This window comes from Reichenbachiella sp. MALMAid0571 (genome assembly GCF_040151475.1).
GTDB lineage: Bacteria > Bacteroidota > Bacteroidia > Cytophagales > Cyclobacteriaceae > CAXBNB01.
Map to the genome: position 1 here is coordinate 1 of NZ_JBDKWG010000153.1, position 25,200 is coordinate 25,200.

At 39.2% G+C, this 25,200-nt stretch carries 16 protein-coding genes; 3 read left to right on the forward strand and 13 right to left on the reverse strand.

All coding sequences use genetic code 11. The features are described 5' to 3' along the window. Positions 1-186: 186 nt before the first annotated feature. From AAOP42_RS23165 to nagB, 13 genes are all read right to left on the reverse strand, one after another. Positions 187-1,743 carry an arylsulfatase gene (locus AAOP42_RS23165; protein WP_349530978.1) on the reverse strand — a complete coding sequence of 519 codons (1,557 nt, stop codon included), beginning with the start codon at positions 1,741-1,743 and terminating at the stop codon, positions 187-189. Positions 1,744-1,833: 90 nt separating this feature from the next. Next, entirely contained in the window at positions 1,834-3,546 is a 1,713-nt protein-coding gene (locus AAOP42_RS23170) for a RagB/SusD family nutrient uptake outer membrane protein (protein ID WP_349530979.1), read from the reverse strand. Positions 3,547-3,572: 26 nt separating this feature from the next. Beyond that, on the reverse strand, positions 3,573-7,172 hold the full coding sequence (locus AAOP42_RS23175; protein WP_349530980.1) for a SusC/RagA family TonB-linked outer membrane protein: 3,600 nt from the start codon (positions 7,170-7,172) through the stop codon (positions 3,573-3,575). Positions 7,173-7,319: 147 nt separating this feature from the next. Next, positions 7,320-8,327, reverse strand: coding sequence for a FecR family protein (locus tag AAOP42_RS23180; protein WP_349530981.1), 1,008 nt, complete (start codon positions 8,325-8,327; stop codon positions 7,320-7,322). Between the two features lie 215 nt (positions 8,328-8,542). Beyond that, on the reverse strand, positions 8,543-9,157 hold the full coding sequence (locus AAOP42_RS23185) for an RNA polymerase sigma-70 factor (RefSeq protein WP_349530982.1): 615 nt from the start codon (positions 9,155-9,157) through the stop codon (positions 8,543-8,545). 71 nt (positions 9,158-9,228) lie between these two features. Next, complete coding sequence (locus AAOP42_RS23190; RefSeq protein WP_349530983.1) at positions 9,229-10,869, reverse strand: beta-N-acetylhexosaminidase; 1,641 nt, start codon at positions 10,867-10,869, stop codon at positions 9,229-9,231. Positions 10,870-10,892: 23 nt separating this feature from the next. Then, positions 10,893-12,440 (reverse strand): sulfatase family protein, encoded by a 1,548-nt coding sequence (locus tag AAOP42_RS23195; protein WP_349530984.1) that lies wholly within the window; start codon positions 12,438-12,440, stop codon positions 10,893-10,895. A gap of 59 nt (positions 12,441-12,499) precedes the next feature. Then, entirely contained in the window at positions 12,500-13,519 is a 1,020-nt protein-coding gene (galE, locus tag AAOP42_RS23200) for a UDP-glucose 4-epimerase GalE (RefSeq protein WP_349530985.1), read from the reverse strand. Positions 13,520-13,569: 50 nt separating this feature from the next. Further along, on the reverse strand, positions 13,570-14,364 hold the full coding sequence (locus AAOP42_RS23205; protein WP_349530986.1) for an endonuclease/exonuclease/phosphatase family protein: 795 nt from the start codon (positions 14,362-14,364) through the stop codon (positions 13,570-13,572). A 39-nt stretch (positions 14,365-14,403) separates the two neighbouring features. After that, on the reverse strand, positions 14,404-15,540 hold the full coding sequence (locus AAOP42_RS23210; protein WP_349530987.1) for a phosphotransferase enzyme family protein: 1,137 nt from the start codon (positions 15,538-15,540) through the stop codon (positions 14,404-14,406). Next, on the reverse strand, positions 15,531-16,433 hold the full coding sequence (locus AAOP42_RS23215) for a sugar phosphate nucleotidyltransferase (RefSeq protein ID WP_349530988.1): 903 nt from the start codon (positions 16,431-16,433) through the stop codon (positions 15,531-15,533). The genes AAOP42_RS23210 and AAOP42_RS23215 overlap by 10 nt, the downstream gene beginning before the upstream one ends. A 6-nt stretch (positions 16,434-16,439) precedes the next feature. Next, positions 16,440-18,506, reverse strand: coding sequence for a glycoside hydrolase family 20 zincin-like fold domain-containing protein (locus tag AAOP42_RS23220; RefSeq protein ID WP_349530989.1), 2,067 nt, complete (start codon positions 18,504-18,506; stop codon positions 16,440-16,442). A gap of 176 nt (positions 18,507-18,682) precedes the next feature. Further along, the gene (gene nagB / locus AAOP42_RS23225; RefSeq protein WP_349530990.1) at positions 18,683-20,635 is read right to left on the reverse strand and encodes a glucosamine-6-phosphate deaminase; all 1,953 of its coding nucleotides are present in this window, start codon (positions 20,633-20,635) and stop codon (positions 18,683-18,685) included. 195 nt (positions 20,636-20,830) lie between these two features. Here nagB and AAOP42_RS23230 point away from each other — a divergent pair, with 195 nt between their 5' ends. The 3 genes from AAOP42_RS23230 to acs are packed head-to-tail and all read left to right on the forward strand — an operon-like array spanning position 20,831 to position 25,170. Next, a complete protein-coding gene (locus tag AAOP42_RS23230; RefSeq protein ID WP_349530991.1) occupies positions 20,831-21,877 on the forward strand; it encodes a LacI family DNA-binding transcriptional regulator in 1,047 nt (348 codons plus the stop codon). A gap of 8 nt (positions 21,878-21,885) precedes the next feature. After that, entirely contained in the window at positions 21,886-23,262 is a 1,377-nt protein-coding gene (glmM, locus tag AAOP42_RS23235; RefSeq protein ID WP_349530992.1) for a phosphoglucosamine mutase, read from the forward strand. A gap of 12 nt (positions 23,263-23,274) precedes the next feature. Further along, positions 23,275-25,170, forward strand: coding sequence for an acetate--CoA ligase (gene acs, locus AAOP42_RS23240; protein WP_349530993.1), 1,896 nt, complete (start codon positions 23,275-23,277; stop codon positions 25,168-25,170). The last annotated feature ends 30 nt before the right edge of the window (positions 25,171-25,200 follow it).

A 25,200-nucleotide genomic window follows, 5' to 3' on the forward strand; every position in this document is an offset into this window, starting at 1 on the left:
TTATTGGTGTCCGAGAAAAGATTTTGCCTTCTAAGGAAATTCATCAAAATCACCCCTAAATCCCCTAAAGGGGACTTTTTGATCACCCCTTCAGGGGGCGGGGGTAGTTTTAGGAAATCGGAAAAATCTTTTCTCATTTCGTTTAAACGTACTTTTTTAGGGTATTTAAAATTTAGTCGGACACCACTAATTTCCTTTCTTAAATTTTGGATGGTTTCTGCCAAAATATATTGGTTTTTCCTGAACCACTAATTTTCCATTTTTCACCCACTCTTCACCTCTGACTTCCAGATGGTCTATCATTTTACCTCTCCAACTATCAAGGAGTTTTGCTGACTTTTCATTGTTTTCCTTAGAAGCCAAGTCAACCATTTCATGAAGATCCTTTTTCAGATCAAACAGTTGATGTTGACCTGAGAGCGTGAAATAGATGTATTTATACCTGCCATCTGTCAATGCCACCCAGGCATTGTCTTTCTCATATATCTGTGCATGTTCAAGATCCAGTAATTTGCGCCATGGTTTCCCTCTCAATATATCCAACATACTTTCACCATCCATTGCTTCATATTTTTTCATTCCTGCCGCATCCAGAAAAGTAGGAAGGACATCACGGAGTTCGACCAATTCATCACGTTTTTGTCCACGCTTGGCCTTTAGTATCAACTCCTCTGGCCAACGCACTATCATAGGAATCCTTGCCGCTCCTTCATACGGTCGGCATTTTCGCCACATGTAATGGTCACCCATCATATCCCCATGATCCACTGTATACAGAATAATGGTGTTTTCCAGCTCCCCACGTTCTTTAAGTTGATCCAATACCCTTCCTAGTTGCTCATCTACAAAAGAAATAGCAGCAGCATAAGATCTTCTGGATGCTATGACTTCTTCAATAGGAAAATTTCCTGAAGTTGCATTTCTGGTTTCCTCAAGTGTCCCTGTTTTATTACCATATTTCTCTGCTGCCCAACCACCAACGTTTGGGAAAGGTATGTTCCCATTTTCGTACTGTTCCACCCAACGTTTGGGTGGATCGAAAGGTGGATGGGGACGTTGGAAAGAAACTTTCAAAAACCAAGGTTCTTCTTTTTCATAAGTTTTTAAAAACTGAATTGCCCTTTCTGCTGTCCAATATGTGGGGTGAAATTCATCCTCAAACGGAAACACTCCACTCCTATGGTCTGTATAGTGCAGTCCCGACGCATTCAGGTCTTTGTCAGGAGCATTTTCCTCAAACCACAAGGTATAGTCGCATTTTTCCTGTCCTTCCCTTACGGTGTACCAGGCTTCTTCCAGTTCCACTGTCTGATAGCCACGTTTGTTGCGCATGGGGGTGAAATGGTTTTTTCCAATAGCGTGAGTCCGGTATCCGGCATCTGTAAACATTTGAGGCATTTCGTGTTCATATGCAGGAATAGGAGTGTAACCAAGCTGCCCACTTGCCCATGGACTCATCCCGGTTAATATACTGGTGCGAGCCGGAAAGCAGGAAGGAACTGACGAGTAAGCATTGTTAAATGTCACCCCTTCACTGGCCAATTGATCCAGGTTTGGTGTTTTAATCCAATCTGCACCAGCCACCCCCATATAGTCACCCCTATGCTGATCACTCATCAAAAAAAGCACATTGAGTTTCTTTTTGCCTTTTGTTTGGGCGTTAGAATCAAAATTGAACAGAATACTTAACAGTATAAAGTACAATATTATCCATTGCCTATTCTTTACATTTAGTGATATCATATTGTTTATAATCTACCAAGCTTTTGAACAAACCAAAGAGGGCAACAGTGTATTACTGTTGCCCCTCGGGTATTAATTAGGTGGAAATCTTTACCAATTTGGATTTTGATCTAAATTTGGATTTAATGTAATTTCATCCTCTGGAATTGAAGTGAGATAGTCCTGGTCTTCTCTAAATCCAAATCCGTTTGGCAGAGCAGTTTGGTAATAATCAATCAAACCATTGGCATCCATAGGTGGTGTATAATCAGGAAATTCTGTTGCATCATAAGGATAGCCCAATGGCCTTTTGCCCTGAAACAATTTGTGTGCTGCCCATCTTCTGTAGTCATCCACTCTATTACCTTCCAATGCTAATTCCACTCTTCTTTCATTTCGAATAGCATATAATGCATCGGAAACAGAATACCCATAATCTACCAGATTGGTACCATAACTGGCTTGAGGAATAACCGAAAAATCGGGCATACCAACACGAGTACGGAGCATATTCAACTCTGTAGTAGCTACAGTTCCATTCAATTCATACAATGCCTCCGCATAGTTTAATAGAACTTCTCCATACCTGAAAATTATTCTGCCCGTCTGGCTATTGCCTCCAAAGTCTGTACCTGCCGCACTCGAATTAGGATTGGAGAATTTTTTCACCTGAAAACCAGTAGCATTGAGATTCTCTGCTCCCTGATCTATAAAAGGCTTATCAAAAAATTCGTTGGAACTGGCAACCCTCAAATCTCCAGGAATCCACACTGTAGCTTTTAACCTAGGGTCGCAATCTGCTGCAATTTGGGTAAGAAAGTCATTTCCTTTGGCAGTAGATGCCAACCCTAAGTAATCATACGGATTGCCATCATTTCCTAAATAAGAGGTAACCAATGACCAAGTAAGTGACATTTGCCTTGTGCGACGGGTAGTATAAAACTGTAGTTCATGACCCAACTGATCACCAGTACTTGCAATTCTATATAATAATACTTCATCAAAGCCAGACATGTTGTCTTGCCCAAATAAATCATAATAATCTGTATCCGGATTTCCCGTATTGTATAATCCTTTAGTATATCCTCCATTGATCAATTCTTCTGAAGCATCTACCGCAATTTGAAAATATTTATCAGGATTGGATCCTGAAGTAGCAAATTCAGTACCTGCGTGGTATTTTTGCCAAGTGCCTTCAAATAAGGCAACTCTGGTTTTAAATGCCAACGCAACTTCCTTATTCAATCTAGAATTACCTGCTGTTGATCTTAAATCAAGGTACTCAATAGCCTTGTCCAAATTGAGCAAGATTGAATCAGCAACCAGTGTCCGGGGATCTCTTGCTTTAAAAAGTTCTTCGTCTCCAATATTGATCTCTGATGAATACCAAGGAAGGTCTCCATAAGTGCTGAGCATGTCAAAATAAAACCATGCCTTAAAAAAATGTGCTTCACCAAGAAAATGCTTGTATAGATTCAACTCATCTGTTACATTGCCTAGATTGTCAAAAAGGATGTTGATACTCCTGATGTTACTCCATTCGTTTGTCCATTGTCCCGTTCTGGGAGCACGATTTCCATTTAGCACAGCATTCGGCACAGCTAAAATCATATTGTCCGATGCGGATTCAGAATATGGTTGAGTAGCACTCCCATGAGTAGGAAAAGCTGGGTAATACTTTTTTACATAGTTTTCAATATCAGTAGCTGTCTTAAAAAAACTTGATGCAGCTATCTGATCCTGAGGAGCAATATCTATAAAGTCCTCACAAGACACTATTAATGGCAAAATTAGTGTCAGATATATATATTTTAAATTCTTCATAATTTTTTCGATTAATATTAGATGGCTCAATATGTTACAGTAAGACCTAAAGACACAATTCTATCTGCACCATAGGTTTTACCTGTACCCCAGCTACTACTTACTGCTACGGGATCTATCCCTACTGGCAAGCCAGAAAATGTAAACAAGTTCTCACCTGACACATATACTCTAACTCTTTGGAGGCTTAGTTTAGACAAAACATCCTTAGGTAAATTATAGCCTAGTTGAACATTTTGTAACCTGATATATGCCCCGCTTTGGAGGTAACGGGTATTGCTAATTCTGTTCTTATCATTTTGTCCATTATTGAGGTAAGGTCTTGGAAAATATGCACCTGTATTAAAATTAGCATCTCCCTCAGCAAGACCAGTATATTCATCCCCAGGAGTATCTCTGAAGTAATCCAAATGATGAGGAAAAAGAGAAGACTGATTACCTGTACGGAAACCCCAGAAAATATTGTCACCAGAACCAAACCAAAGATCTCTCTTTGCTACACCTTTCCAGAGCATTGAAAAATCAAACCCTTTGAAATTTAGAGAGGCGGTAATACCATATTGAAGTCTTGGAGTAGTATTCCCTATGACTGACCTGTCACCATGGTCTGTTACAGTATTGGCACCATTATTTACCATTCCATCACCATTGGTATCTTCATACTTCACATCTCCGGTATTCCATGAAAGTCCTGTTAAATCAGACAAGTCAACAGTAGAAGTATATTCATCAACCTCTTGCTGAGTTCTATAAAGATCATTAGCCGTATAACCCCAAATTTCACCCAAAACCTTTCCTTCGTAATGATCACTCAATGTACCAGTCGGGTTTAGATAGTCAACAATAGTAGATTTGTTGTCATAAAAATTAACTCCAATATTGTAAGACAGACCATCATTTATTTTTTGCTGCCATCTTAAAGACAACTCCCACCCTTTGCTTCTAAGCGTCACATTGTTGGCTTGTGGAAGAGTTGTTCCTATCACTCCGGGTTGTGCTTCTACTTTACCAAGTTGATCAAATGTTGTTCTCTCAAACACATCAAAATCTGCCTGAAGTCTATTCTGCAAGAAAGACATATTCAGACCAAAATTTATAGTTCTTGAAGTTTCCCATGTCACATCTGGATTGATCAGACCAGGTGTACCAGCATAGCCAATTGGCCTTCCCTGTCCCGGACTAAAAATCCAATTGACAGTTCCAGAACTTAACGGAATTAATAAGATATCTGGGAAAAATGCCGATTTAGCCAGTGTGTTAGGATTACCGAAATTACCTAATTCTCCCCAAGACCCTCTGATCTTCAAAGTATTGACCACACCTTCAATTGACTCCCAAAAATTTTCCTCATGCAAATTCCATCCAAGAGAAAATGAAGGGAAAAATCCCCATCTTTTACCCTCTTTAAATCTGGAGGTACCATCATATCGTACATTGGATTCCAGGAGGTATTTGCCTTTGTAGTTATAGGTAAACCTTCCAAAATAGCCTTCTGTCGCCCAAGTATGCAAACCCTCGCTTATGGTAGGATCTCCACTTGCAGTAAGTAATGATGGTACATCCTGAACCAGTAGGTTCAATCGGGTTGCAGACATGTTTCGGTTGTTGGCTCGCTCAAACTGAGTACCTACCAAAAGTTTAAAATTATGAGCATCATTTAGACTGTAATCATAAGATATATAGTTGTTGGTAGTCCAATAGGTATTGCTTGCATGAATATTGGTGATATTGCTTGGTACTGTATTGCCACTAGCTACTATGCTTTGATCCACCAAATGATCATACACTGTCAATTCTCTGTTTGACCTAAACTGATCAGTTACACGAAAAGCAAAATCTGAATGAATATTAAGCCCTTTAACAGGTCTCAAATCTGTAGAAAAAGTTTGCCAGTTTTCTGTTATATCAATAATATCTGTACCGGCATCATTTACCCAAGGAATTTTGGACTGGATCATGATATTTCCATAGCCATCATACTTTGCATTGGTAGGCATAGTCCTGGCTATCTGATGAAAAATTAAGTCATAAGAACCTTGCCTATCCATATTAGGAAGCTCTCTTTTTGTTTTACTAAACCTTGGCTGATAGGTAAAATCCCACCAATCAGTAATAGCTGTCTTAACTTTCCCCTGAATATTGAACCTGTCAAAAGTATCTTTCCCGTAGTTCAAAACCCCTTCCTGTTCGAAAAATCCAGTTGAAAAGTAAAAAGAAGTAGTTTTGGAACCTCCTTGCAATGACAGGTTGTGTTTTTTGTTCAATGCACTTCCATAGTATTCGTCAAACCAATCTCTATTACTGCTTCCAAATTGATTGAAGCCCCATGAATTCCCACCAGCTCTTGGAGTAGTTTCAAAATGGGTGGCATCTGCTGGAAAGTTGGCTGTACTTTTTATAAAGTCGTAATCACCAGCCTGATATGCCCTTATATTATCAATCGTCGCATTGTCAATAAAACGTCCGCCAGCGCCTGCTACTCCCGCTTCATTAAGAGCCCTTGCATGTTCATACGAATTGAGCATACTAGGTAGATTTTGGGGAGTAGCTCTAGACACTATTCCCGAATAAGTCACGGTAATATTTTCATCCGTACTACCGGATTTTGTAGTAATCAAAATCACTCCATAAGGTGCTCGGGCTCCATATATGGCAGAGGCTGCAGCATCTTTCAACACTGAAATACTTTCAATGTCATTGGGGTTGAGCCTGTTCATATCTCCCGGAATACCATCAATCACCACATAAGGGCCATCACCTCCGTTTATAGAACCTGTTCCTCTTAAGCCTATATCAACAGATGCTCCGGGGGAAAACCCATTGTTTCCAATACTAAAAGTCAATCCAGGTGATACGCCTTGTAACAACTGAGAAACTGTAGGCGATTGCCTGTTTTCAAGGATTTCTCCTGCAATCACATCTACCGATCCTGTTACATTTACTTTTTTCTGTACTCCGTATCCAATCACTACCAGTTCATCTAATGTTTCAATATCTGCAGACATAGACACGTTAATCTCAGACCTTCCAGCTATTTCTATATCCTGAGTAACATAGCCTACATAAGAAATCGAGAGAATAGCATCATCAGGCACAGTAAGTTTGTAATTGCCTTCAATATCTGTAGTAGTACCAATTGAGGTTCCTTTGATCACTACGGAAGCTCCCGGCAAACCCTGATTGGTTTCATCAGTGACTTTACCGAAAATATCAACATCTTCCATGACCAAGACTACTCCTCTTTGGGTTCTTTTATTGGCTTTTTTATTTATGTCAACAAAAATATTGTCGTTAACCCTCCTGAACCGAAGACCAGCCTGATCGGCAATGACATAGAGAGTTTCTGCCAGGCTTCTTTCGGATTTGTCAAGCGACAATGTGGCTTTAGGCAAATCCTTTTTATAATACGAAAACTCAAAAGAGGTTTCTGTTTCGATTGTTTTGAAAACATCCAGCAAAGCACTTTTCTCGAAACCTACAGTCAAATAGACGTCATTGATGCTTTTGCTTTTTTGTGCATTGCCTTCAGATGCCAGCATTACAGTGATGAATAAGCACTGTATGAAAACACCATATAAAGACAGTTTGGACAACATAATAATTAGTTGTAAAGATTTTAATTTCATATCTTTGAAAAATTAGTGGAACAAATTGTTTCATTACGCATGGCTCCAAGGATTGAACCTCTACCTTTCCAATTGTATCGGGTTCAATGTTTTGGAGCTTTTTATTTTAGTTTTTTAAGTACTGTTATATCTCATATATCATTAGATTTATTTGAATTCAATAATTACCGATTTTCCATCTATCTTATGAGCAAATTTTTCGGAATAGCTCATTGCATCAAGCACATTATTTAGATTTTCATTTTCAAATACTCCTGAAAACAATACTTCTTTTTCAGGTGCATTTTTCACACTACACTTTACCCCATACCAACGCTCCAGAGCAACTACAATATCACCAAATGGAGTGTCATCAAAGTACAGAATACCATCCTTCCAAAGGGTCGTTTCCAGGGCATTGAAATCACCCTTTTTCAAACTGTTCTTACTTTTATCATATATAATCTGCTCACCAGGCCTCAAATAGGTCTTGGAAGAAATATCCACAGCAGAATCTGCCCGGTACTGATCTACTCTCACTTTTCCTTCAACAAGTGAAACGTTGATATAACCTTCATTAGGAAAGGCCTGAACATTGAAGGATGTACCCAATGCAGTAGTCGTGAAATTTTCGGATTTTACGACAAATTCTTTGGAGGCATCTTTCTTTACATCGAAAAAGGCTTCTCCGACAAGTTCTACCTGCCGATCTTTTTTTCCATAATCAGTTGAATACCTCAACTTACTTTCGGCATTAAGCCACACTTTTGTTCCATCAGGTAGCAAGAAGTTTGACTTTTGACCTGCCGGGTTTGACTTTTCGATACCCGACACACTTGCTTCCAATTGTTTAACCTCACTCTGATTGTAAACCAGAAACCATACACTTACCAGAATAATACTTATTGATGCGGCTATCTTAATAAAATGCCTTGAAACAAATGTTTTTGGCCTGACAGATGCATTTATCTTATATAGTACTTTTTTAAATTGAATGTCTTCATTGGGATGATTCAAATTGATATTCGTACTTTCCCATGTTTCCCTGAGCACATTATATGCTTTCACGTTTGATTCGGATTCTTCCATCCAGCTTTTCAATACTTCCTTTTGGTGTTTGTCAGCATTGCCTGAAAGCTCAAATCCTATAATCTCATATATCTCACTCTGATCCATGGTATATCTATTGCAAAAATGATTGGTATAAAATGATAGACACAGGTCAAGCGGGCAAACCCTACCATGTATTCTAAAAAAAGTTTTTTATTACCTATGCGGATTTCAGGTAGCTGTATGAAACTTCGAAAAAGTCAGTTGAAACAAACTACTTTCCTGAAATTGAATGTAATGGTATTTGTTTCTTATGAAAAAAGGGTGTTTTTATCTTTCTATCAAAAAATCAAATTTGATACAATTATCAGCCCCGTGTAAATCAGATTTTTGAAATTAGTGCCTGATTGATTGGTATAATCATCCATGTCAAGGCGAATTCTTTTCAATGCCGTACCTACATGCTTTTCCACCATCTTCACAGAAATATCCAGCATTTTAGCAACTTCTTTGTAGGTCATCCCGTCATCTTTCACCATACGGTACACCAGATTACATTTCTCCGGCAAAGCTGCCACACTACTTTCAAAAACTGACAGCATTTCTTTTGATAGCAATTGTTCTTCCGGATTTCTATGGGTTGCTCTAATTTCCAAATCAACATTGTCAATTGTCATAATTTGATACCCGGAAGCAAATCTGATTTGATTTAGAGAATGATTTTTCACTAATGTATAAAGGTAAGATTCTAGCTTCTTCACTTCCGTCATTTTTTGTCTCTTATCCCATACCTTCACAAAAACATCGTTCACAACTTCCTCAGCCAACTCATTGGATCGAACGTAGTATCTGGCCAACCCAAGAAGCTTTCCATAGAATTGATGAAACATTCTTTTGAATGCGTCCTGATCTCCATGGAGAGCTATCTTTTTCAGATCGTCTTTGGTAAATACCATTTATCGATTAAAAGGGTGTTTTTACAGGAAACACAAACCTTTCTGTATTAGGTGACAAAATTCAATATAAATCAATCCTGCTTGTCAACCACTGATTCCGGTGCAGAATAAATTCCTAATTGTTCCCAACGTGTTTGTAGGTTTTTCAAAGCAAGTTTGAAGCTTTCATAGTTTTTATTCTTTTTTTCAGTCCACCCAACTTCGGCATAAGCTGCTATTCGGGGAAAAACCTGAAAATGCATGTAGCCATTGGTAGGAATCCACTCTCCCCACATCTGACAGCCAGTGCCTATCACTTTATTGTGATATTTTGGATCTAAGTCTGCAGGGATTGGATCAAAATCATAGGCTTTTGACAAAGGAATGCTCTTGTAATCGTAATCCAGATAAGTGGATGAATGCAATGAATTGACTATATCATAACCACTGCTGGCGGCTTGGTTGGCAAGTGTTACATCTCCTTTCCAAAAATGAATCACCGTTTCCTGAGCCAGTTGCTGTTTTGACTCTGTGTCTGACGCATCCTGAAAATCATGGACATTGTGCCCCATGATTTCATTCCACCCCATCATTCTTCTTCCTTTGCTTTGTAGGTATTGAGAGATGTCGTTGGTGAAATAAACCTGCAATTCAGCTGGTGTTGCCAAACCTTTTTCTTTCATATAAGCCTGTACCGATTCAGATGATTTCCAGTGATTGTATTTTACTTCGTCACCACCAATGTGGATCACTTTTGATGGAAACAACCCCATCACCTCATCCAGCACATCGGTCAGAAACTGGTACACTTTAGGGTCACTTACATCGTACACATCTGGGCCTACCCCAAACTTGATAGGTACCTCAATATCCTCTTTATTGGTACCCAGCCAGGAGTAAGCCGCTATGGCGGCACTCGAGTGGCCAGGCATTTCTATCTCTGGCACGATAGTAATATGCCTTTTCGAAGCATATTCTACAATTTCTTTGATTTCCTGTTGGGTATAGTACCCCTCGTGTGGCTCACCAGACTGAATCGGGCTTTTCCATTTCAAAGCCCCCACCTGAGTACTTTTTCTTTTTGAACCTATTTCGGTAAGCAACGGATATTTTTTTATTTCAATTCTCCAGCCCTGATCGTCCACCAGATGCCAATGAAACACATTCATTTTCAATAAAGCCATTTCATCCAGCAGCATTTTCACCTGCTCTTTGCCTTTGAAATACCTGGATTCATCCAACATAAAGGCTCTCCAACCGAACCTTGGTGCGTCTTCAATTTTTACTGTTGGCAATTCAACCGCTTCTACTTTTTTAGCAGAAAATTCAAAACCAACCGGAAACAGTTGCTTCAAACTCTGCAATCCATAAAACCATCCTGTAGTATTTGATGCCAGAATCTCAATACCCTTTTTTGAAATTTCCAGTTCATAACCTTCTTTTGACTGATCTTTATCCAGTTTGAAAGTGATGCTTCCTGCTACTGTTTTTTTAGAATCAACAATTTCAACCCGATTATCCATTCCTTCTTGAAGAAAATTTTGTAGCAGAACTGCTGCAGTCTTACTTTCTTCTATACTAACAATTTTGGTTTGGCTGTCAATTGTAAACTTGTCTTTACCAACTATCACTTCTTGTGGCTGAGGAATAATATTGATTTTTTGCTGACTCAAAGTTTTAAAATTGGTCAACAGACCAATAAGACACAAAAAGATTAAAAAGTTAGTTTTCATAGTTTGAGAAATTGTTAAAAGACTTAGGCTTTACCTTTTATAGCATTCATTGCCTGTTCCATTGATTTTACTCTTTCCGGAAATTTTTCTGCAAGATTCTCTTTCTGACCCGGATCTTCGGAGACATTATATAGTTGATATTTTTCCAGATTTCCGGTTTCAATGTTTACCGACTTGATTTTAACAGCACCTTTGTGGGGAGGAATCATAACCCAGTCTCCTTCTCTGTAGCACACTCTTCCTGTCGCTTCTATCACCAGATTATCCCGTCCGGTTTTTGATTTCCCTGTCAATGCGCTCAGAATGTCCTGGCTATCGGCACTTTTGTTTTCCTGCTTGGTAAGCCTGGCAAAAGAAGCCAACAAGTCCATCTGACATACCAACGCATCAGATACACCTGGCTCGATAGTGCCTTTCCACCTTACCATAAACGGAACATGCGCTCCGGCATCAAACAAACTGTATTTTCCACCTCGAAGTGGCCCCCAGGGAGTATGCTTGCCCAGTTTTTCATTGGCATCATCTTTATATCCATCGTCTAATACAGGGCCATTATCACTCGAAAATACCACTATGGTATTGTCTGATATTCCAAACCGATCTAGCGTATTGAGCAATTGACCCACACACCAATCGGCTTCCAAAATGACATCTCCCCTTGGCCCCATCCCAGATTTACCCACAAACCTTGGATTCGGAACCCTCGGTACATGTGGTTGGTGTAAGGCATAAAACAAGAAAAACGGATTGTCTTTATTTTCCCTGATAAACATCTTGGAACGAGACAAGATAGTATCAGCCATGTGCTCGTCAATGCTCAGTGCTGATTTCCCTCCCCGCATGTAGCCTATCCTCGAAATCCCATTATGAATGCTCATGTTGTGTCCATGACTTGGATGCAACTTCAACATTTCAGGATTTTCCTTTCCGGTAGGTTCTCCCGGAAAATTTTCTTTGTAACTCACCTCAATCGGATCATTGGGATCCAAACGCACTACTTTATGGTTTTCCACATAAACAGTAGGAACACGGTCGTTCGTTGAAGCCATAATATAGGAATAATCAAACCCCACTTCATTTGGCCCGGGAGACACTTCTCCATTCCAATCCAGACCTTCTCCTCCCAATCCAAGATGCCATTTTCCTAAGACAGCCGTTTTATATCCTGCTCCTTTCAGCATCGAGGGAAGTGTTTGCTTTGAGGTATCAAACAACAATGGGGCATTGCCGGGTAAAATATGAGCTCGTTTATTTCTCCACGGATACTCTCCGGACAACAGTGCATAACGACTCGGCGTGCAGGTAGCAGAAGTAGCATAACCATTAGTAAACCTGATCCCTTCGTTTGAAATACGGTCAAAGTTGGGCGTTTTCAGTTCAGTTGCGCCATAGCTACTCAAATCACCAAAACCCAGGTCATCTGCATAGATTACTATGATATTTGGTTTGTCAACACGAGAAACCTCAGGCTTATTCTCTTTTACTTTTTTTTCAGAAGTCTGGCAGCCTGTCAGGAAAATAAGTGTTGATAAAAAAGTGATTTTCCACGTAATATTAAATATGTTTTTCATCGGACATTTGTTTTTTTATACAAAACCTTGCTGAATTTATTCGCCAAATTGTAAAATCTTTATTTGACTGTTTGCTGCCATTTCCAGGCGGAAGACATCATTTCTTCCAAGCCTTTTTCTGCCTTCCAACCCAACTCCTTATTGGCAAATGATGTGTCAGCAAATATTTGTTCAATATCACCGGGCCTGCGATCTACCAGTTTGTAATTGACCTTTACTCCATTTACCCTTTCGAAAGTCTGTATGGTTTGCAACACAGAATAGCCATTGCCAGTTCCAATATTAAAAAATTCAAAATTGGACTTATTTAAATTCTCCAAAAGCCTTTTTACCGATATCACATGAGCTTTGGCCAAATCCACCACATGAATATAATCCCGAACAGCCGTGCCATCAGGGGTGTTGTAATCACTACCGAATACACTTAGTTGCTCTCTGATTCCTGCTGCGGTCTGAGTGATGAAGGGCACAAGGTTGTTGGGAGTTCCCAATGGAAGCTCTCCAATCAAAGCCGACTCATGCGCTCCAACAGGATTGAAATACCTCAAAGCAATGGATTTAATTTCGCTGTGTGCCTTGCAGGTATCTTTCAAAATTTCCTCTCCAATTTGCTTGGTATTGCCATAAGGCGATTCGGCAATCTGATAAGGAGTGCTTTCAGTAACCGGTAATTTATCCGGCTGACCATAAACTGTACACGAAGAAGAAAAAACAATATCAGGTACATGGTATTTTCTCATCAGTTCCAGCAAATTAACCAATGATTGTAGATTGTTTCTGTAGTATAAAAGTGGTTTTTCTACTGATTCACCTACAGCTTTACTTGCTGCAAAGTGAATGATGGAGCTAATATTTCCTTCCTTTTTAAAACATGCTTCTAACCGCTCAAAATCACATAAATCGAATTGATAAAATACTGGTTTCGTTCCTGTTATCTTTTCTATTTTGTCTAAAACCTCTACTTTAGAGTTGGACAAATTATCAATAACTACTACTTCAAACCCTTCTTTAATTAATTCTACTACAGTATGAGACCCAATATATCCGGTACCACCTGTTACCAATATTTTTTTCTGCATGCTATTCAATTTTTCTTTTAGTGATTTCCTGCAAGTTATAATGTCTTCAATTATTTTCCCATCAATTCTAATGTTACAAGGTAAGCACAGTGATCAGAAGCAACTGCATCTTGTATCACTCTGGTCTCAACTACCCTCCATCTATTTTTAGGATAAAACATTACATAGTCAATTTTTTTAGTTGGGTTATCAGAAGGAAATGTTGGATTGGGATCATTCTTGTCATAAGAAGGTGTCCAAAATTCCTCAAAAATTTTAATGGTTTTACTTTCAGGAGTAGCATTTAAATCGCCAGCCAAAATGCCCGGAAATTTGTTGGTAGAAAAAGCCCTGTTGATTTCCCTTGCTTGAGAAATTCTATCACTTTCGTCTTTTAAGTGATCCAGGTGTGTGCCAACAAAAAAAATAGTATCACCTGAACTCAAAATGGTGGTTATTTCTGCCGCACTTCTAGGCTCGTTTCCTAGAGAAAAAGGCAAAGCCACATTTCTAGTCTGCAAAAAGGATGATTTTGACAAAATACCTTCTCCATATCCACCTCCATCAAAAGGCATTGCCTGAGCAAACAATGGAGCCATTTTCGTTCTCCATCCCAGTTCGGTAACCAAATCATACTTTTTAGCCCGATTAGTTTTAAAGTCAACTTCCTGAAGTGCTACCAAATCAGGATTGGTATCTAGTATTACTTTAGCTATTCTATCCAGGTCAAAATCACCTTTGGTTGTAGCTCCGTGTAAAATATTGAAAGAAAGTACTTTTACTGTCGTCTTTGTGGATTGACAAATTGCCTGCTGACAAATGGTCATCAACACAAGCAATGCAATGGTCTTCAATTTAATTTTCATACTCTGCTTATTTTCATGAACACCACAATTCGACCTACACTACTTTTTCAGATAAGTCCGTGCTTGCGATTCTCTCAGTGCAATTTTGTTCAAATCGGGCAATCTTTCCAAAATCCTTCTTGTCAATTGAAATTGGCATTGGGCACGGTGAAGGTTGTGTTCAGGGTAACTTATTTTATAATATACATCATTAGAAATATAATCCGTAAGAAACCTTACTCCCATAATGTAGGCGAAAAGAGCTCCTGACAATCCTATAAATTCTACTTCTATAGGAGATAATATTTCTCTGGTAACGTCCAAATAACCAGCTGTAAATGCCTCGTATTTTTTAATATCAAATTGAACCAAAGACAAATCAGTTTCGTCTTCTGCTGCTGTGGTAGTCCCGGTACGAATGCCATCCCCAAAATCGTAATGCACTACTCCTGGCATTACCGTATCCAAATCAATCACACAAATTCCTTTGTCTTGCTCGCTCAGTAAAACGTTGTTGAATTTAGTATCGTTGTGAGTTACACGAATTGGAATCTCACCTTTCAATTTAAGGTGCTCAATCTGACACATTTGATCTGATACTTCAAAAACAAATTTGATATCCTTTTCTACTTGCTTTGCCCTTCCTTCAGGAAATTTCTCCACCACTTGCCTTAGTGTTTGTAGTCTCAGGATGATATTGTGAAAGTTTGGAATGGTATCTATCAATCGGTCTGTTGGAAAATCTGATAACAGATTGAAAAACAAACCAAATGCCCTGGCTCCTTCATAAGCTTGCTCGAGTGTTTCCACCAAATCGTAAGACTTCAGCCCTTTTTTGAAGACAAAAATACGCCAGTAATTTCCGTCAGCAGTCTTGGTAAATAATTTCCCATCATGGGTTTTAACGAGCTCTAATGTCTCTTGATTATACAAGCTATTTACGGAAACAATATTCTTTTTATTGATGTGTTCTGTTACCTGCCAGATGTTATCCATCATGCCGGGTACATCCTTAAATACTTCATGATTTACCCTTTGCAACAGGTAATCGGGGTATTTACTATCTGCATTTTCAATATGAAAAGTATCATTGATATGGCCACTCCCAAACGGTTTTGCACTCAGTACCTGACCTTCTATTTCAAACTTTTCTATGATGGATTTTATACCCATATTTTCACTTTTGTTTATTTCCATAAATTTTCAGGATAAACCCCGGATGCCACCAGATCAAGTAAGTTTTGTCTGGCTATAGGCTTATCATCCTGATAAGTAACACCAAACCATTGCTCGGTAGAAATCAAAACTGGAATTTTTACTCCGGTTTTTCTAACATGATCCAATACTGATGGAATAAAGTATTCTGATTTTAATTCAGTTCCCTGATTGTTGAGAAACTCCACAAACTGATCCTGCATCAATTCAAAAACCTTAGAGGTAAAGCCCATCAAATTCATTGATACAATCTCTTTCCCTGTTAAGTCAACTTTCTCGTTATTTTCCTCATAATAAGCTCCTCCACCTTCTTTTTTATAAATGTGGGTACGTTCCACGATTTCTTCCAGCATTCCCTGATCACTCACCTTGCATATACCCCGGGACACTCTTCCGTGCTCCGACAAAGTGTTCTCCAAAATAAATCCAATAAGACAAGCATCTAGCACATCATTATTCAATCCGGATAAATGATTAAATATTGCTTTCAAAGAATCTCGACCATAGAAATCATCCGCATTCACTATAGCGAATGGCTCGTCTATTTTCTCAGCTGCTGTCATCACGGCATGGGCTGTCCCCCATGGTTTTTCTCTTCCTTCCGGCACTTTAAATCCCTCAGGCAGCACATCCAGCTCCTGAAAAACATATTCTATTTTAACTTTTGATCTCAATTTCTTTACAAAAATCTCCTGAAACTCCTGCTCGATGCTTTTTCTTATTACAAATACGATTTTTTCAAAACCAGCCTCAATAGCATCATAGATCGCATAATCCACAATAGTCTCGTCTGATGGGCCAAATTTATCGATCTGTTTTAAACTTCCATAACGGCTGCCAAGTCCGGCTGCCAAAACAATCAATGTTGGTTTCATTTACTTTTAATATTTTAATTCTTCCAGCTTTTCTAAAAACAGCATTTCAGCATAAAACTGCCAATCGAACGATGTAGTTTGGTTGGCTAAATGTCGATGGTGGTCCTGATCAAGGATGAAATTATCCGGTTTGGTAAGGATTCGTGTTTTTCCATAAACAGACTCAAATTCACTTTTCAAAGTCTTGAATTTATCGTTCAGTTTTGCCACAGCCAACAACGCCACTTTTTCCTGTTCTTCATTTTTAGATTGGTCCAATGTTTTCAGTGCTATCAGTGCATTGCAACTAAATCTGACCAGTTCATTTACCTGCTCATAGACTTCTAAGTTATAGCTATTGCGTACTGCCAGTTTTTTCATCTCAGCTATCCTTATAGCGACACTGTCACAGGTCACCAAGGCTTTTTCTGCTGCCTCCAATCGGTCTGCATTTTGCTTCGTCCACTCTCCTTTACTGTCCATTTTCGGCAAGTCTATTACCGATTCTTGCATGGCATTTTCATTACCCATCAGGTAATTTCTACTGTTTCCCTTTAGCAAGGCATTCTTCCAAAATGCAACAGGGGTTTCGAGTTGGTCAATAAATGCGTATTCAGAGTCTGATACTTTATAAGAAAACTCACGATGACGATAAGCCGCTTTTAATTCCTCTTTAGGCCTCTTTTCACCAGACCATGTATATTCGGCAAAAGCCAGAATTCCCCTCATGTAAAGTTCAAAATGTGGTGAATCATCATCCCAAAGTGTCAACAACAACCTCTTCAAACCATTGTCAATAGAGGTCAGGGCGAATGATCTGATGTTATTCATGTTGCTTTCGGCCTGTGGCATCAGCACCCATCTGGTTTGTCCCGCAGTAGCACCCATCACCTCCATGCCATGATTTCTAAACCACTCCATCGCCTTGCCATTTCCAATAGCGTCGGAGTTGCTATAATTCCACCTCATGTAAATGCAGTTTTTTGGAAACTGATCCAGAAATTTCAGCAACTTATGTTCGTTTTCTGCCCAAACTGAATCCACTTGCGCTTTGGTCAATTTGGAATTGAACATAGGCCGATATACGTCCGCATGTTTCAGTGGCATATCGTCCCAAAATATAGGTGTACGCCCATGCTCCGCAGCAAATTTTGACACTTTATCCAACCATATCAACTGAAGCTCTAATTGTGATTTTCCACTATTGCGTCCGGTAGTATGTACCTCATCCCCCCCAATATGCAAATATTTACCATTTGGAGTTGCTTCTATCGCATCGAGATAAAGGTCAAACTGTACTTTATAGGTTTCGGGATCAAGTGGATTAAAAGCCCAGTCACTTTCAGGGTCATCCCGCAAAGGCTTGTAGGTATCATGCTTTAGAATAAATGAAGCATGCCCTAATCCCTGCACCAAGGGACTTATTTCAATATTCCTTGCATTTGCATACTCTGACAACTTTTTCCATTCATCTATACTCCAGGCATCTGCTGCACCTACTTCCGGCTGGCGTTCGTACTTTAACTTATCTTCCAGTTCTACAATTATCCCATTGACTTTATAGCTCGCCAATTTATCCATCAAAGCATAATAATACTCCTTCGTCTCCATGTGATGCTTTATATCGAGATGAATGGAGCGGTAAGTGAGCAGAGGGTAATCACTTATGCTACACAGGGGCAGATTGGTATTTTGTTCTTTGGCATCTTCAAGCAACTGTTCCAAAGTCTTAAATCCATAGAACAGGCCAGCTTTATCTTTGCCATTAATGATAATTTGATCCTTAGCAATATTCAACTCATATCCTTCTTCTGGTAAATTCAAGTTACTGTCAACGCTAAAAACAATCTGTGCTTTGCCTTGTTGATCAGTCGGCTGAATATTTTTTAATTGATCAGAAAGAACCGGAAGTTCTGCTTGATCCAAAGAATAATAGTTTTGAATATCACCGGATTTCAACTTACTGACTCCCTCTATTGTAAATTCCTGGGGGTAAGGTAATAATTCAAAATTACCAGATTTTTCAATGGGAAATTGGCAGGAAAAAAACACCAATAAACACCCTAAAAGAAACAATTGTTGTATTTTTTTCATCTATCAGTGATTTTGCATAAAACTAAAAAAACAGTAGGCACTCCTATAAGAGGAGGGAGTACTATATATAAAAATGAAAAGTGGAAGTAAAAAATAGCCGGATCAATGACCCGGCCAAATTAAACTAAACTAATCACTCACGATTCTACTTTGAGTATCATTTTTAATACTATGGGTTAATATTTATACCTCACAAAAGCCTCTATGGCTTCATATTCGGTCAATCCAAGTTTATTATAAAGACGTGCTGTTCCTCCGTTTCTGTCTTCTGCTCTCTGCCAGAATTCCCTACTGTCTTCTCCCTGGAACATAACTCCATCTTTTTGCGACTGATGAAAGAAAATTGCTTTTCTTTTCCTCATCACTTCATCAGGACTCAATGGCACAGCCATTTCAATCTCATCTGCAGGCCATTCATGCCATGCACCTCTATACAGCCACACCCAGCAATCTTTCATAAAATCTTTGCTTTTCAGCCTTTCTACCGAAGCGAAAATAGCATCCAGACATACTTTATGCGTACCATGCGGATCAGCCAGATCTCCAGCAGCATATATCTGATGCGGCTTTACTTCCTCTATCAGATTTTGTATAATCTGAATATCTTCTTCTCCGATAGGATTCTTTTTGCTTTTGCCTGTTTCATAAAAAGGCATATCAAGAAAGTGAATTTTATCATCTGTAAGGCCACAATACCTGGCTCCAGCTATTGCTTCTCCCCTTCTTATCAACCCTTTTATTTTTCTGATTTCAAGAGAATCCAGGTCATCCTCTTGCTTATTCTTGATTTGATCAATTACCTTGTCCAAATCATCGGTAGGCACGTTGTTCGCTATATTCAGATCTCTTGAGAATTCTGCAAACCTCAACGCATCATGATCAGCAACAGCTATGTTTCCGGAAGTCTGATAAGCCACATGCACATCATGTCCCTGCTGCACCAACCTTAAGAAGGTACCTCCCATAGAAATCACATCATCATCCGGATGGGGGCTAAAAAGTATTACTCGTTTTCTGGCTGGCTCTGCCCGTTCCGGCCTTTTGGTATCATCCGCATTTGGCTTGCCTCCAGGCCATCCGGTAATCGTGCTTTGAAGCCTGTTGTGCATCTGGATGTTCAAATCATATGCAGACCCTTCCATTGCTATCAATTCCGACATTCCATGGTCATTATACTCTCGATCTGTCAGCTTCAAAAGTGGTTTATCCAAATATTGACTCAACCAAACGATAGCCTTCCTTTTCATAGGATCTGTCCACTGTACCGGCCCTACCAACCACGGAGTTTTAAATCTTTTCAATTCAGAGCAAGATTCTTCATCAAGCAAAATGGTTGTTTTAGGATGATCCTGCAAAAATGTAGCGGGAATTGACGATGTTTCTTCTCCTTCAACAGCTTCTTTAATAATATCGGCTTTCTTATTTCCCCATGCCATCAAAACAATCCTCTTTGCAGCTTTAATGGTTTTGATCCCCATAGTGATTGCACGCTTAGGTACATTATCAATGCCATGAAAATCAGATGCTGCGTCCGCTTTTGTCAGGTAATCCAATGTCACCAATCTGGTAGATGAATTATAATGTGAACCCGGCTCATTAAAGCCAATGTGTCCGGTTCTTCCAATTCCCAAAAGCTGAAAATCCAATCCTCCATAAGAATCAATCTTTGCCTCATAATCCAGACAATACTGATATACGTCTTCCACTGGTATAGAACCGTCCGGAATATTCACATTTTCAGGAAGTATATCTACATGATCAAAAAGGTGCTCATGCATAAAATAGTAATAGCTTTGAGCACTACTCTTTTGCATAGGAAAGTATTCGTCAAGATTGAATGTCACTACATTCTTAAAGCTCAATCCCTCTTCTTTATGATACCTCACCAACTCTTCATACACCCTGATAGGAGAAGAACCTGTAGCCAACCCAAGTACACACGTTTCATTGTTAGCCTCTTTTTTCTTAATCAAATCTGCAATTTCCTTAGCTACTGCCAGAGATGCGATATTCGAAGAAGTAAAAACTTCCACGTGCATTTTTTCAAATCTGGTTAACTCAATCCTTCCTACTTCCTGGTGGCTAATATCCGCCGTTGCTTCACTCAATACAGGTTTAGTATCCATCATCGTTTTTTGAATTAAATTCCTCGGTTGTTTTATCTTTCTTATTACAAATTATAGTACAAACAAACGAAATCCAAATCATATTTCAAAATAATTTAATCAAAATTGTTCACGTGAACACTAATTACGTTCTCGTGTACACTAATTTATAATTATATTTATATATTTGTACTTATTCGGCACTACAACCTCACTGAAATGAGTTTAAAAAAATACACCACTAAAGACATTGCAAAGCTGGCTGATGTGTCAAGAGGCACTGTGGACAGAGTGCTACACAGAAGAGGCAAAGTATCAGAGGAAGCCGAAAAAAAAGTAAGGAAGGTACTTGAAGAAATTGACTATCAACCTAATGTAATAGCCCGAACTCTTAGAGAGAATAAGATAATACAAATCGCCACTTTACTCCCATCTCCGGAGATTGACTCATTTTGGAAAAAACCAATGATAGGAATAAATGAAGCGCTACATAGCTACAACACCTTTGGGGTGAGTATTACCCAGTACTTTTACGATCAAAATGACAAGTCTAATTTTGAAGAAGTAGCCAAACGACTGATTGATTCTAAGCCCGATGGCATTTTGACTGCCCCTCTGTTTAAAAAGGAAGCCTTAGTTTTTTTCGATCAATGTCATACACTTGGATTGCCCTATACCACTATCAACACAGATATTTCTGAATCCCAATATGCTTGTTTCATAGGTCAGGATTTATATCAAAGTGGACGAATAGCTGCCGATCTGATGTTCAAAACTCAGAAAAAGAGTGGTAAAATTCTGATTTTCCATTTTGATGAAGAAATTTCCAATTCACCCCACATGCAGGAAAAAGAACGTGGTTTCAAAGATTATTTTGCAAAACACGACACTAATAATCAAACTTTCGAAACCTTCAATTTGATTGATGCCATAGAACATAACCTAAAAAGCATTTTGGACAACTCATTGAAAAATGAGAATATAAGTGGGATTTTTGTTACCACTTCAAAAACCTTTGAAGTAGCCAAATACCTCAGGCCAACATTAAAAACCTTTCCTCTCATCGGGTATGACCTGGTAGATGAAAATATAAAAAACCTAAAATCAGGTAAAATAGATTTTTTAATCAACCAAAACCCTAAAAAACAAGCCTTTCAAGGTATTCATTACCTGACTGAACTATTGGTTTTCAAAAAAGAAATTCCAACCAAGGAATTGCTCCCGATAGACATTATTACCAAAGAAAATATAAGTACCTATTTATAATTAAGAACATGACATTAATAAAATCTATCTCTGGAATCAGGGGTACTATTGGCGGACAACCCGGCAATAACCTCACTCCTCTTGACATTGTAAAATATGCCGCATCGTTTGGACAATGGGTAAAAACAAACAACTCTAAAAAAGTAGTCATAGGCCGGGATGCCAGAATTTCAGGTGAAATGGTATCTCAACTGATCAGCAACACACTGATTGGTATGGGAATAGATGTAGTTGATTTAGGCTTGACCACTACACCTACGGTGGAAATTGCAGTACCTAAAGAAAATGCCGGCGGAGGTATCATCATCACCGCCAGCCACAACCCTATTCAATGGAATGCACTGAAGTTACTCAATCACGAAGGAGAGTTTTTGTCGAAAGAAAATGGCGAGAATATACTAACGCTTGCAGAAGGAGGAAATTTTGAATTTGCAGAAGTCTTGAACCTGGGACAATATTCGCAAAATGCTGATTACATAGATATACACATTGCGGACATCCTTGCTTTGTCTTTGGTAGATAAAGAGGCTATTGCTAAGAAAAATTTCAAAGTAGCGATCGACTGTGTAAACTCTACAGGAGGATTGGCTCTCCCAAAACTCCTGAGGGCATTAGGAGTTGAAGTGATCGAAGAAATGTATTGCGAACCCAATGGACACTTTCCACACAATCCGGAACCACTCCCTGAGCATTTAACAGCCATTTGTGATAAAATGAAAGGAGGAGACTATGATGTAGGCTTTGTAGTCGATCCTGATGTTGACCGTCTTGCCTTTATTGACGAAAAGGGAGAATTTGTTGGGGAAGAATATACATTGGTTTTAGTTGCTGATTACGTACTTTCTCAAACTCCGGGAGATGTAGTTTCCAACTTATCATCATCAGGAGCATTAACCAAAATAGCCGAAAAATACGAACAAAAAAGAGCAGAATCTGCCGTTGGAGAAGTGAATGTAGTGGCCAAAATGAAAAGCATCAATGCCATAATAGGAGGCGAAGGCAATGGCGGCATTATATATCCTGAACTTCACTATGGCAGAGATTCTTTGGTAGGCATTGCCTTGTTTTTAACTTATCTGGCAAAAACGGATAAATCTGTAGCTCAATTAAAGGCTGAATGTCCGCAGACATACATCTCTAAAAATAAAATTGAACTGTCTGCCTCCATAGATGTAGATAAGGTTTTGGAACAACTCACTACGGAGTTTCAGAACTGCCCTCAAAACCGTATCGACGGAGTGAAAATATATTTTGATGACGAATGGGCACACATTAGAAAGTCCAATACCGAACCAATCATTAGAATTTATTCAGAGTCCACTACCATGAATAAGGCAGAAAATGTATTTTTGAGAATCAAAAAAGTAATTGACAGAATTATTTGAACTATATAAACTATGAACAAAATACAAACACTAGCAGGATACTTTCACGAATACCAAAAAAGTGTGGCTCAACCGGAAGAGTTTTGGAGTCGTGTAGCAGAATCCTTTCACTGGGATAAAAAATGGAATAAAGTTTTAGAATGGAATTTTGACAAACCGGATGTTAAATGGTTTATCAACGGAAAACTGAACATTACCGAAAGTATTTTTGAAAGAAATTTATTCACTCTTGGAAACAGAGCTGCAATTGTCTGGGAACCCAACGACCCAAATGAACCAAACGTCACCCTTACTTACAAGCAGTTGTTCAAAAAAATGTGTCAGTTTGCCAATGCACTGAAAGCTCAGGGGGTAGAAAAAGGGGACAGAGTGATTATTTATATGCCTATGGTTCCAGAGGCAGCCATAGCTATGCTGGCTTGTGCACGGGTAGGCGCAGTACACTCAGTAGTATTTGCAGGATTTTCTGCCAGTGCTTTAGCAGACAGGATCACCGACTGTGAAGCGAAGGTCATCCTAACTTCAGATGGAAACTACAGAGGAGCTAAAACCATTGATGTTAAAAGCGTTGTAGATGAAGCCCTAGAAATGAGTAATGTTACCGAAAAAGTAATTGTATTAAAACGAACCGGAAGTGAAGTAACAATGAAAGCCGGACGTGACATCTGGTGGCATGATGCGATTGACGGTGTGTCTGACGACAATAAAGCTGAAATTCTGGATAGTGAAGACATGTTATTCATTCTTTACACTTCAGGATCTACAGGAAAACCAAAGGGCGTGGTTCACACTTGTGGTGGCTATATGGTTTATAGTAACTATTCATTTGAAAATGTCTTTCAATACTCACAAGGGGATATTTATTGGTGTACAGCAGACGTAGGCTGGATCACAGGCCACTCCTATATAGTGTATGGCCCATTATTGGCCGGAGCAACTACTTTGATGTTTGAAGGAGTGCCTACCTATCCTGATGCAGGGCGTTTTTGGGATGTGATTGATAAATATCAGGTCAATCAGTTTTATACTGCTCCTACAGCCATCAGGGCATTGCAAGCCTACGGACTTGAGCCTTTGGAAAAATACAAATTGGATTCCCTGAAAGTAATTGGCTCAGTAGGAGAGCCAATAAATGAAGAAGCATGGCACTGGTACCATACTCATATAGGCAAAGGAAATTGTCCACTTGTAGATACCTGGTGGCAAACCGAAACAGGTGGCATTATGATCTCTGCACTTGCCGGGATCACACCAAACAAACCTGCGCATGCCTCACTCCCACTGCCAGGCATTCAGCCAATAATAGTGGATACAGATGGCAAAGAAGTGACTGGTAATAACGTGGAGGGAAATCTTTGTATAAAATTCCCATGGCCTTCCATTATCCGAACTACCTATGGCGATCATGACAGGTGTAAAAAAGAATACTTTTCCACCTACAAAGGGCTTTACTTCACCGGAGATGGAGCCAAACGTGACCATGACGGTTATTTGAGAATTCTGGGACGCGTAGATGATGTTATCAATGTTTCAGGCCACAGACTGGGCACTGCAGAAGTAGAAAATGCGATCAATGAACACCCGAGAGTGGTGGAATCCGCTGTAGTTGGCTACCCTCATGACATCAAAGGACAAGGCATTTACGCTTATGTGATCTGCGATATGGAAGGCCGTTCTGAACAAAGTTTGAAAGATGAGATCAAACTTACAGTGAGCAAAGTCATAGGGCCAATAGCCAGGCCGGATCAGATTCAGATAGTACCGGGATTGCCAAAAACAAGATCAGGTAAAATCATGAGAAGGATTCTTAGAAAAATAGCTGAAGGTGATACTTCTAATCTCGGTGATACTTCTACACTACTGAACCCTGAAGTAGTTGAAGCTATCATTAGTGGGGCTGGAAAGTAATTTCTTTAAAGGCTAAAATAAAAAAGCAAA

Bases quoted from the DNA above. Each gene is read 5' to 3' on its own strand.
- AAOP42_RS23180 (WP_349530981.1), bottom strand. From the start codon at position 8,327: ATGGATCAGAGTGAGATATATGAGATTATAGGATTTGAGCTTTCAGGC.
- AAOP42_RS23230 (WP_349530991.1), top strand. From the start codon at position 20,831: ATGAGTTTAAAAAAATACACCACTAAAGACATTGCAAAGCTGGCTGAT.
- galE (WP_349530985.1), bottom strand. From the start codon at position 13,519: ATGCAGAAAAAAATATTGGTAACAGGTGGTACCGGATATATTGGGTCT.
- AAOP42_RS23175 (WP_349530980.1), bottom strand. From the start codon at position 7,172: ATGAAATTAAAATCTTTACAACTAATTATTATGTTGTCCAAACTGTCT.
- glmM (WP_349530992.1), top strand. From the start codon at position 21,886: ATGACATTAATAAAATCTATCTCTGGAATCAGGGGTACTATTGGCGGA.
- AAOP42_RS23205 (WP_349530986.1), bottom strand. From the start codon at position 14,364: ATGAAAATTAAATTGAAGACCATTGCATTGCTTGTGTTGATGACCATT.
- AAOP42_RS23165 (WP_349530978.1), bottom strand. From the start codon at position 1,743: ATGATATCACTAAATGTAAAGAATAGGCAATGGATAATATTGTACTTT.
- AAOP42_RS23210 (WP_349530987.1), bottom strand. From the start codon at position 15,540: ATGGAAATAAACAAAAGTGAAAATATGGGTATAAAATCCATCATAGAA.
- AAOP42_RS23170 (WP_349530979.1), bottom strand. From the start codon at position 3,546: ATGAAGAATTTAAAATATATATATCTGACACTAATTTTGCCATTAATA.
- AAOP42_RS23185 (WP_349530982.1), bottom strand. From the start codon at position 9,157: ATGGTATTTACCAAAGACGATCTGAAAAAGATAGCTCTCCATGGAGAT.
- AAOP42_RS23190 (WP_349530983.1), bottom strand. From the start codon at position 10,869: ATGAAAACTAACTTTTTAATCTTTTTGTGTCTTATTGGTCTGTTGACC.
- AAOP42_RS23220 (WP_349530989.1), bottom strand. From the start codon at position 18,506: ATGAAAAAAATACAACAATTGTTTCTTTTAGGGTGTTTATTGGTGTTT.
- acs (WP_349530993.1), top strand. From the start codon at position 23,275: ATGAACAAAATACAAACACTAGCAGGATACTTTCACGAATACCAAAAA.
- AAOP42_RS23215 (WP_349530988.1), bottom strand. From the start codon at position 16,433: ATGAAACCAACATTGATTGTTTTGGCAGCCGGACTTGGCAGCCGTTAT.
- nagB (WP_349530990.1), bottom strand. From the start codon at position 20,635: ATGATGGATACTAAACCTGTATTGAGTGAAGCAACGGCGGATATTAGC.
- AAOP42_RS23195 (WP_349530984.1), bottom strand. From the start codon at position 12,440: ATGAAAAACATATTTAATATTACGTGGAAAATCACTTTTTTATCAACA.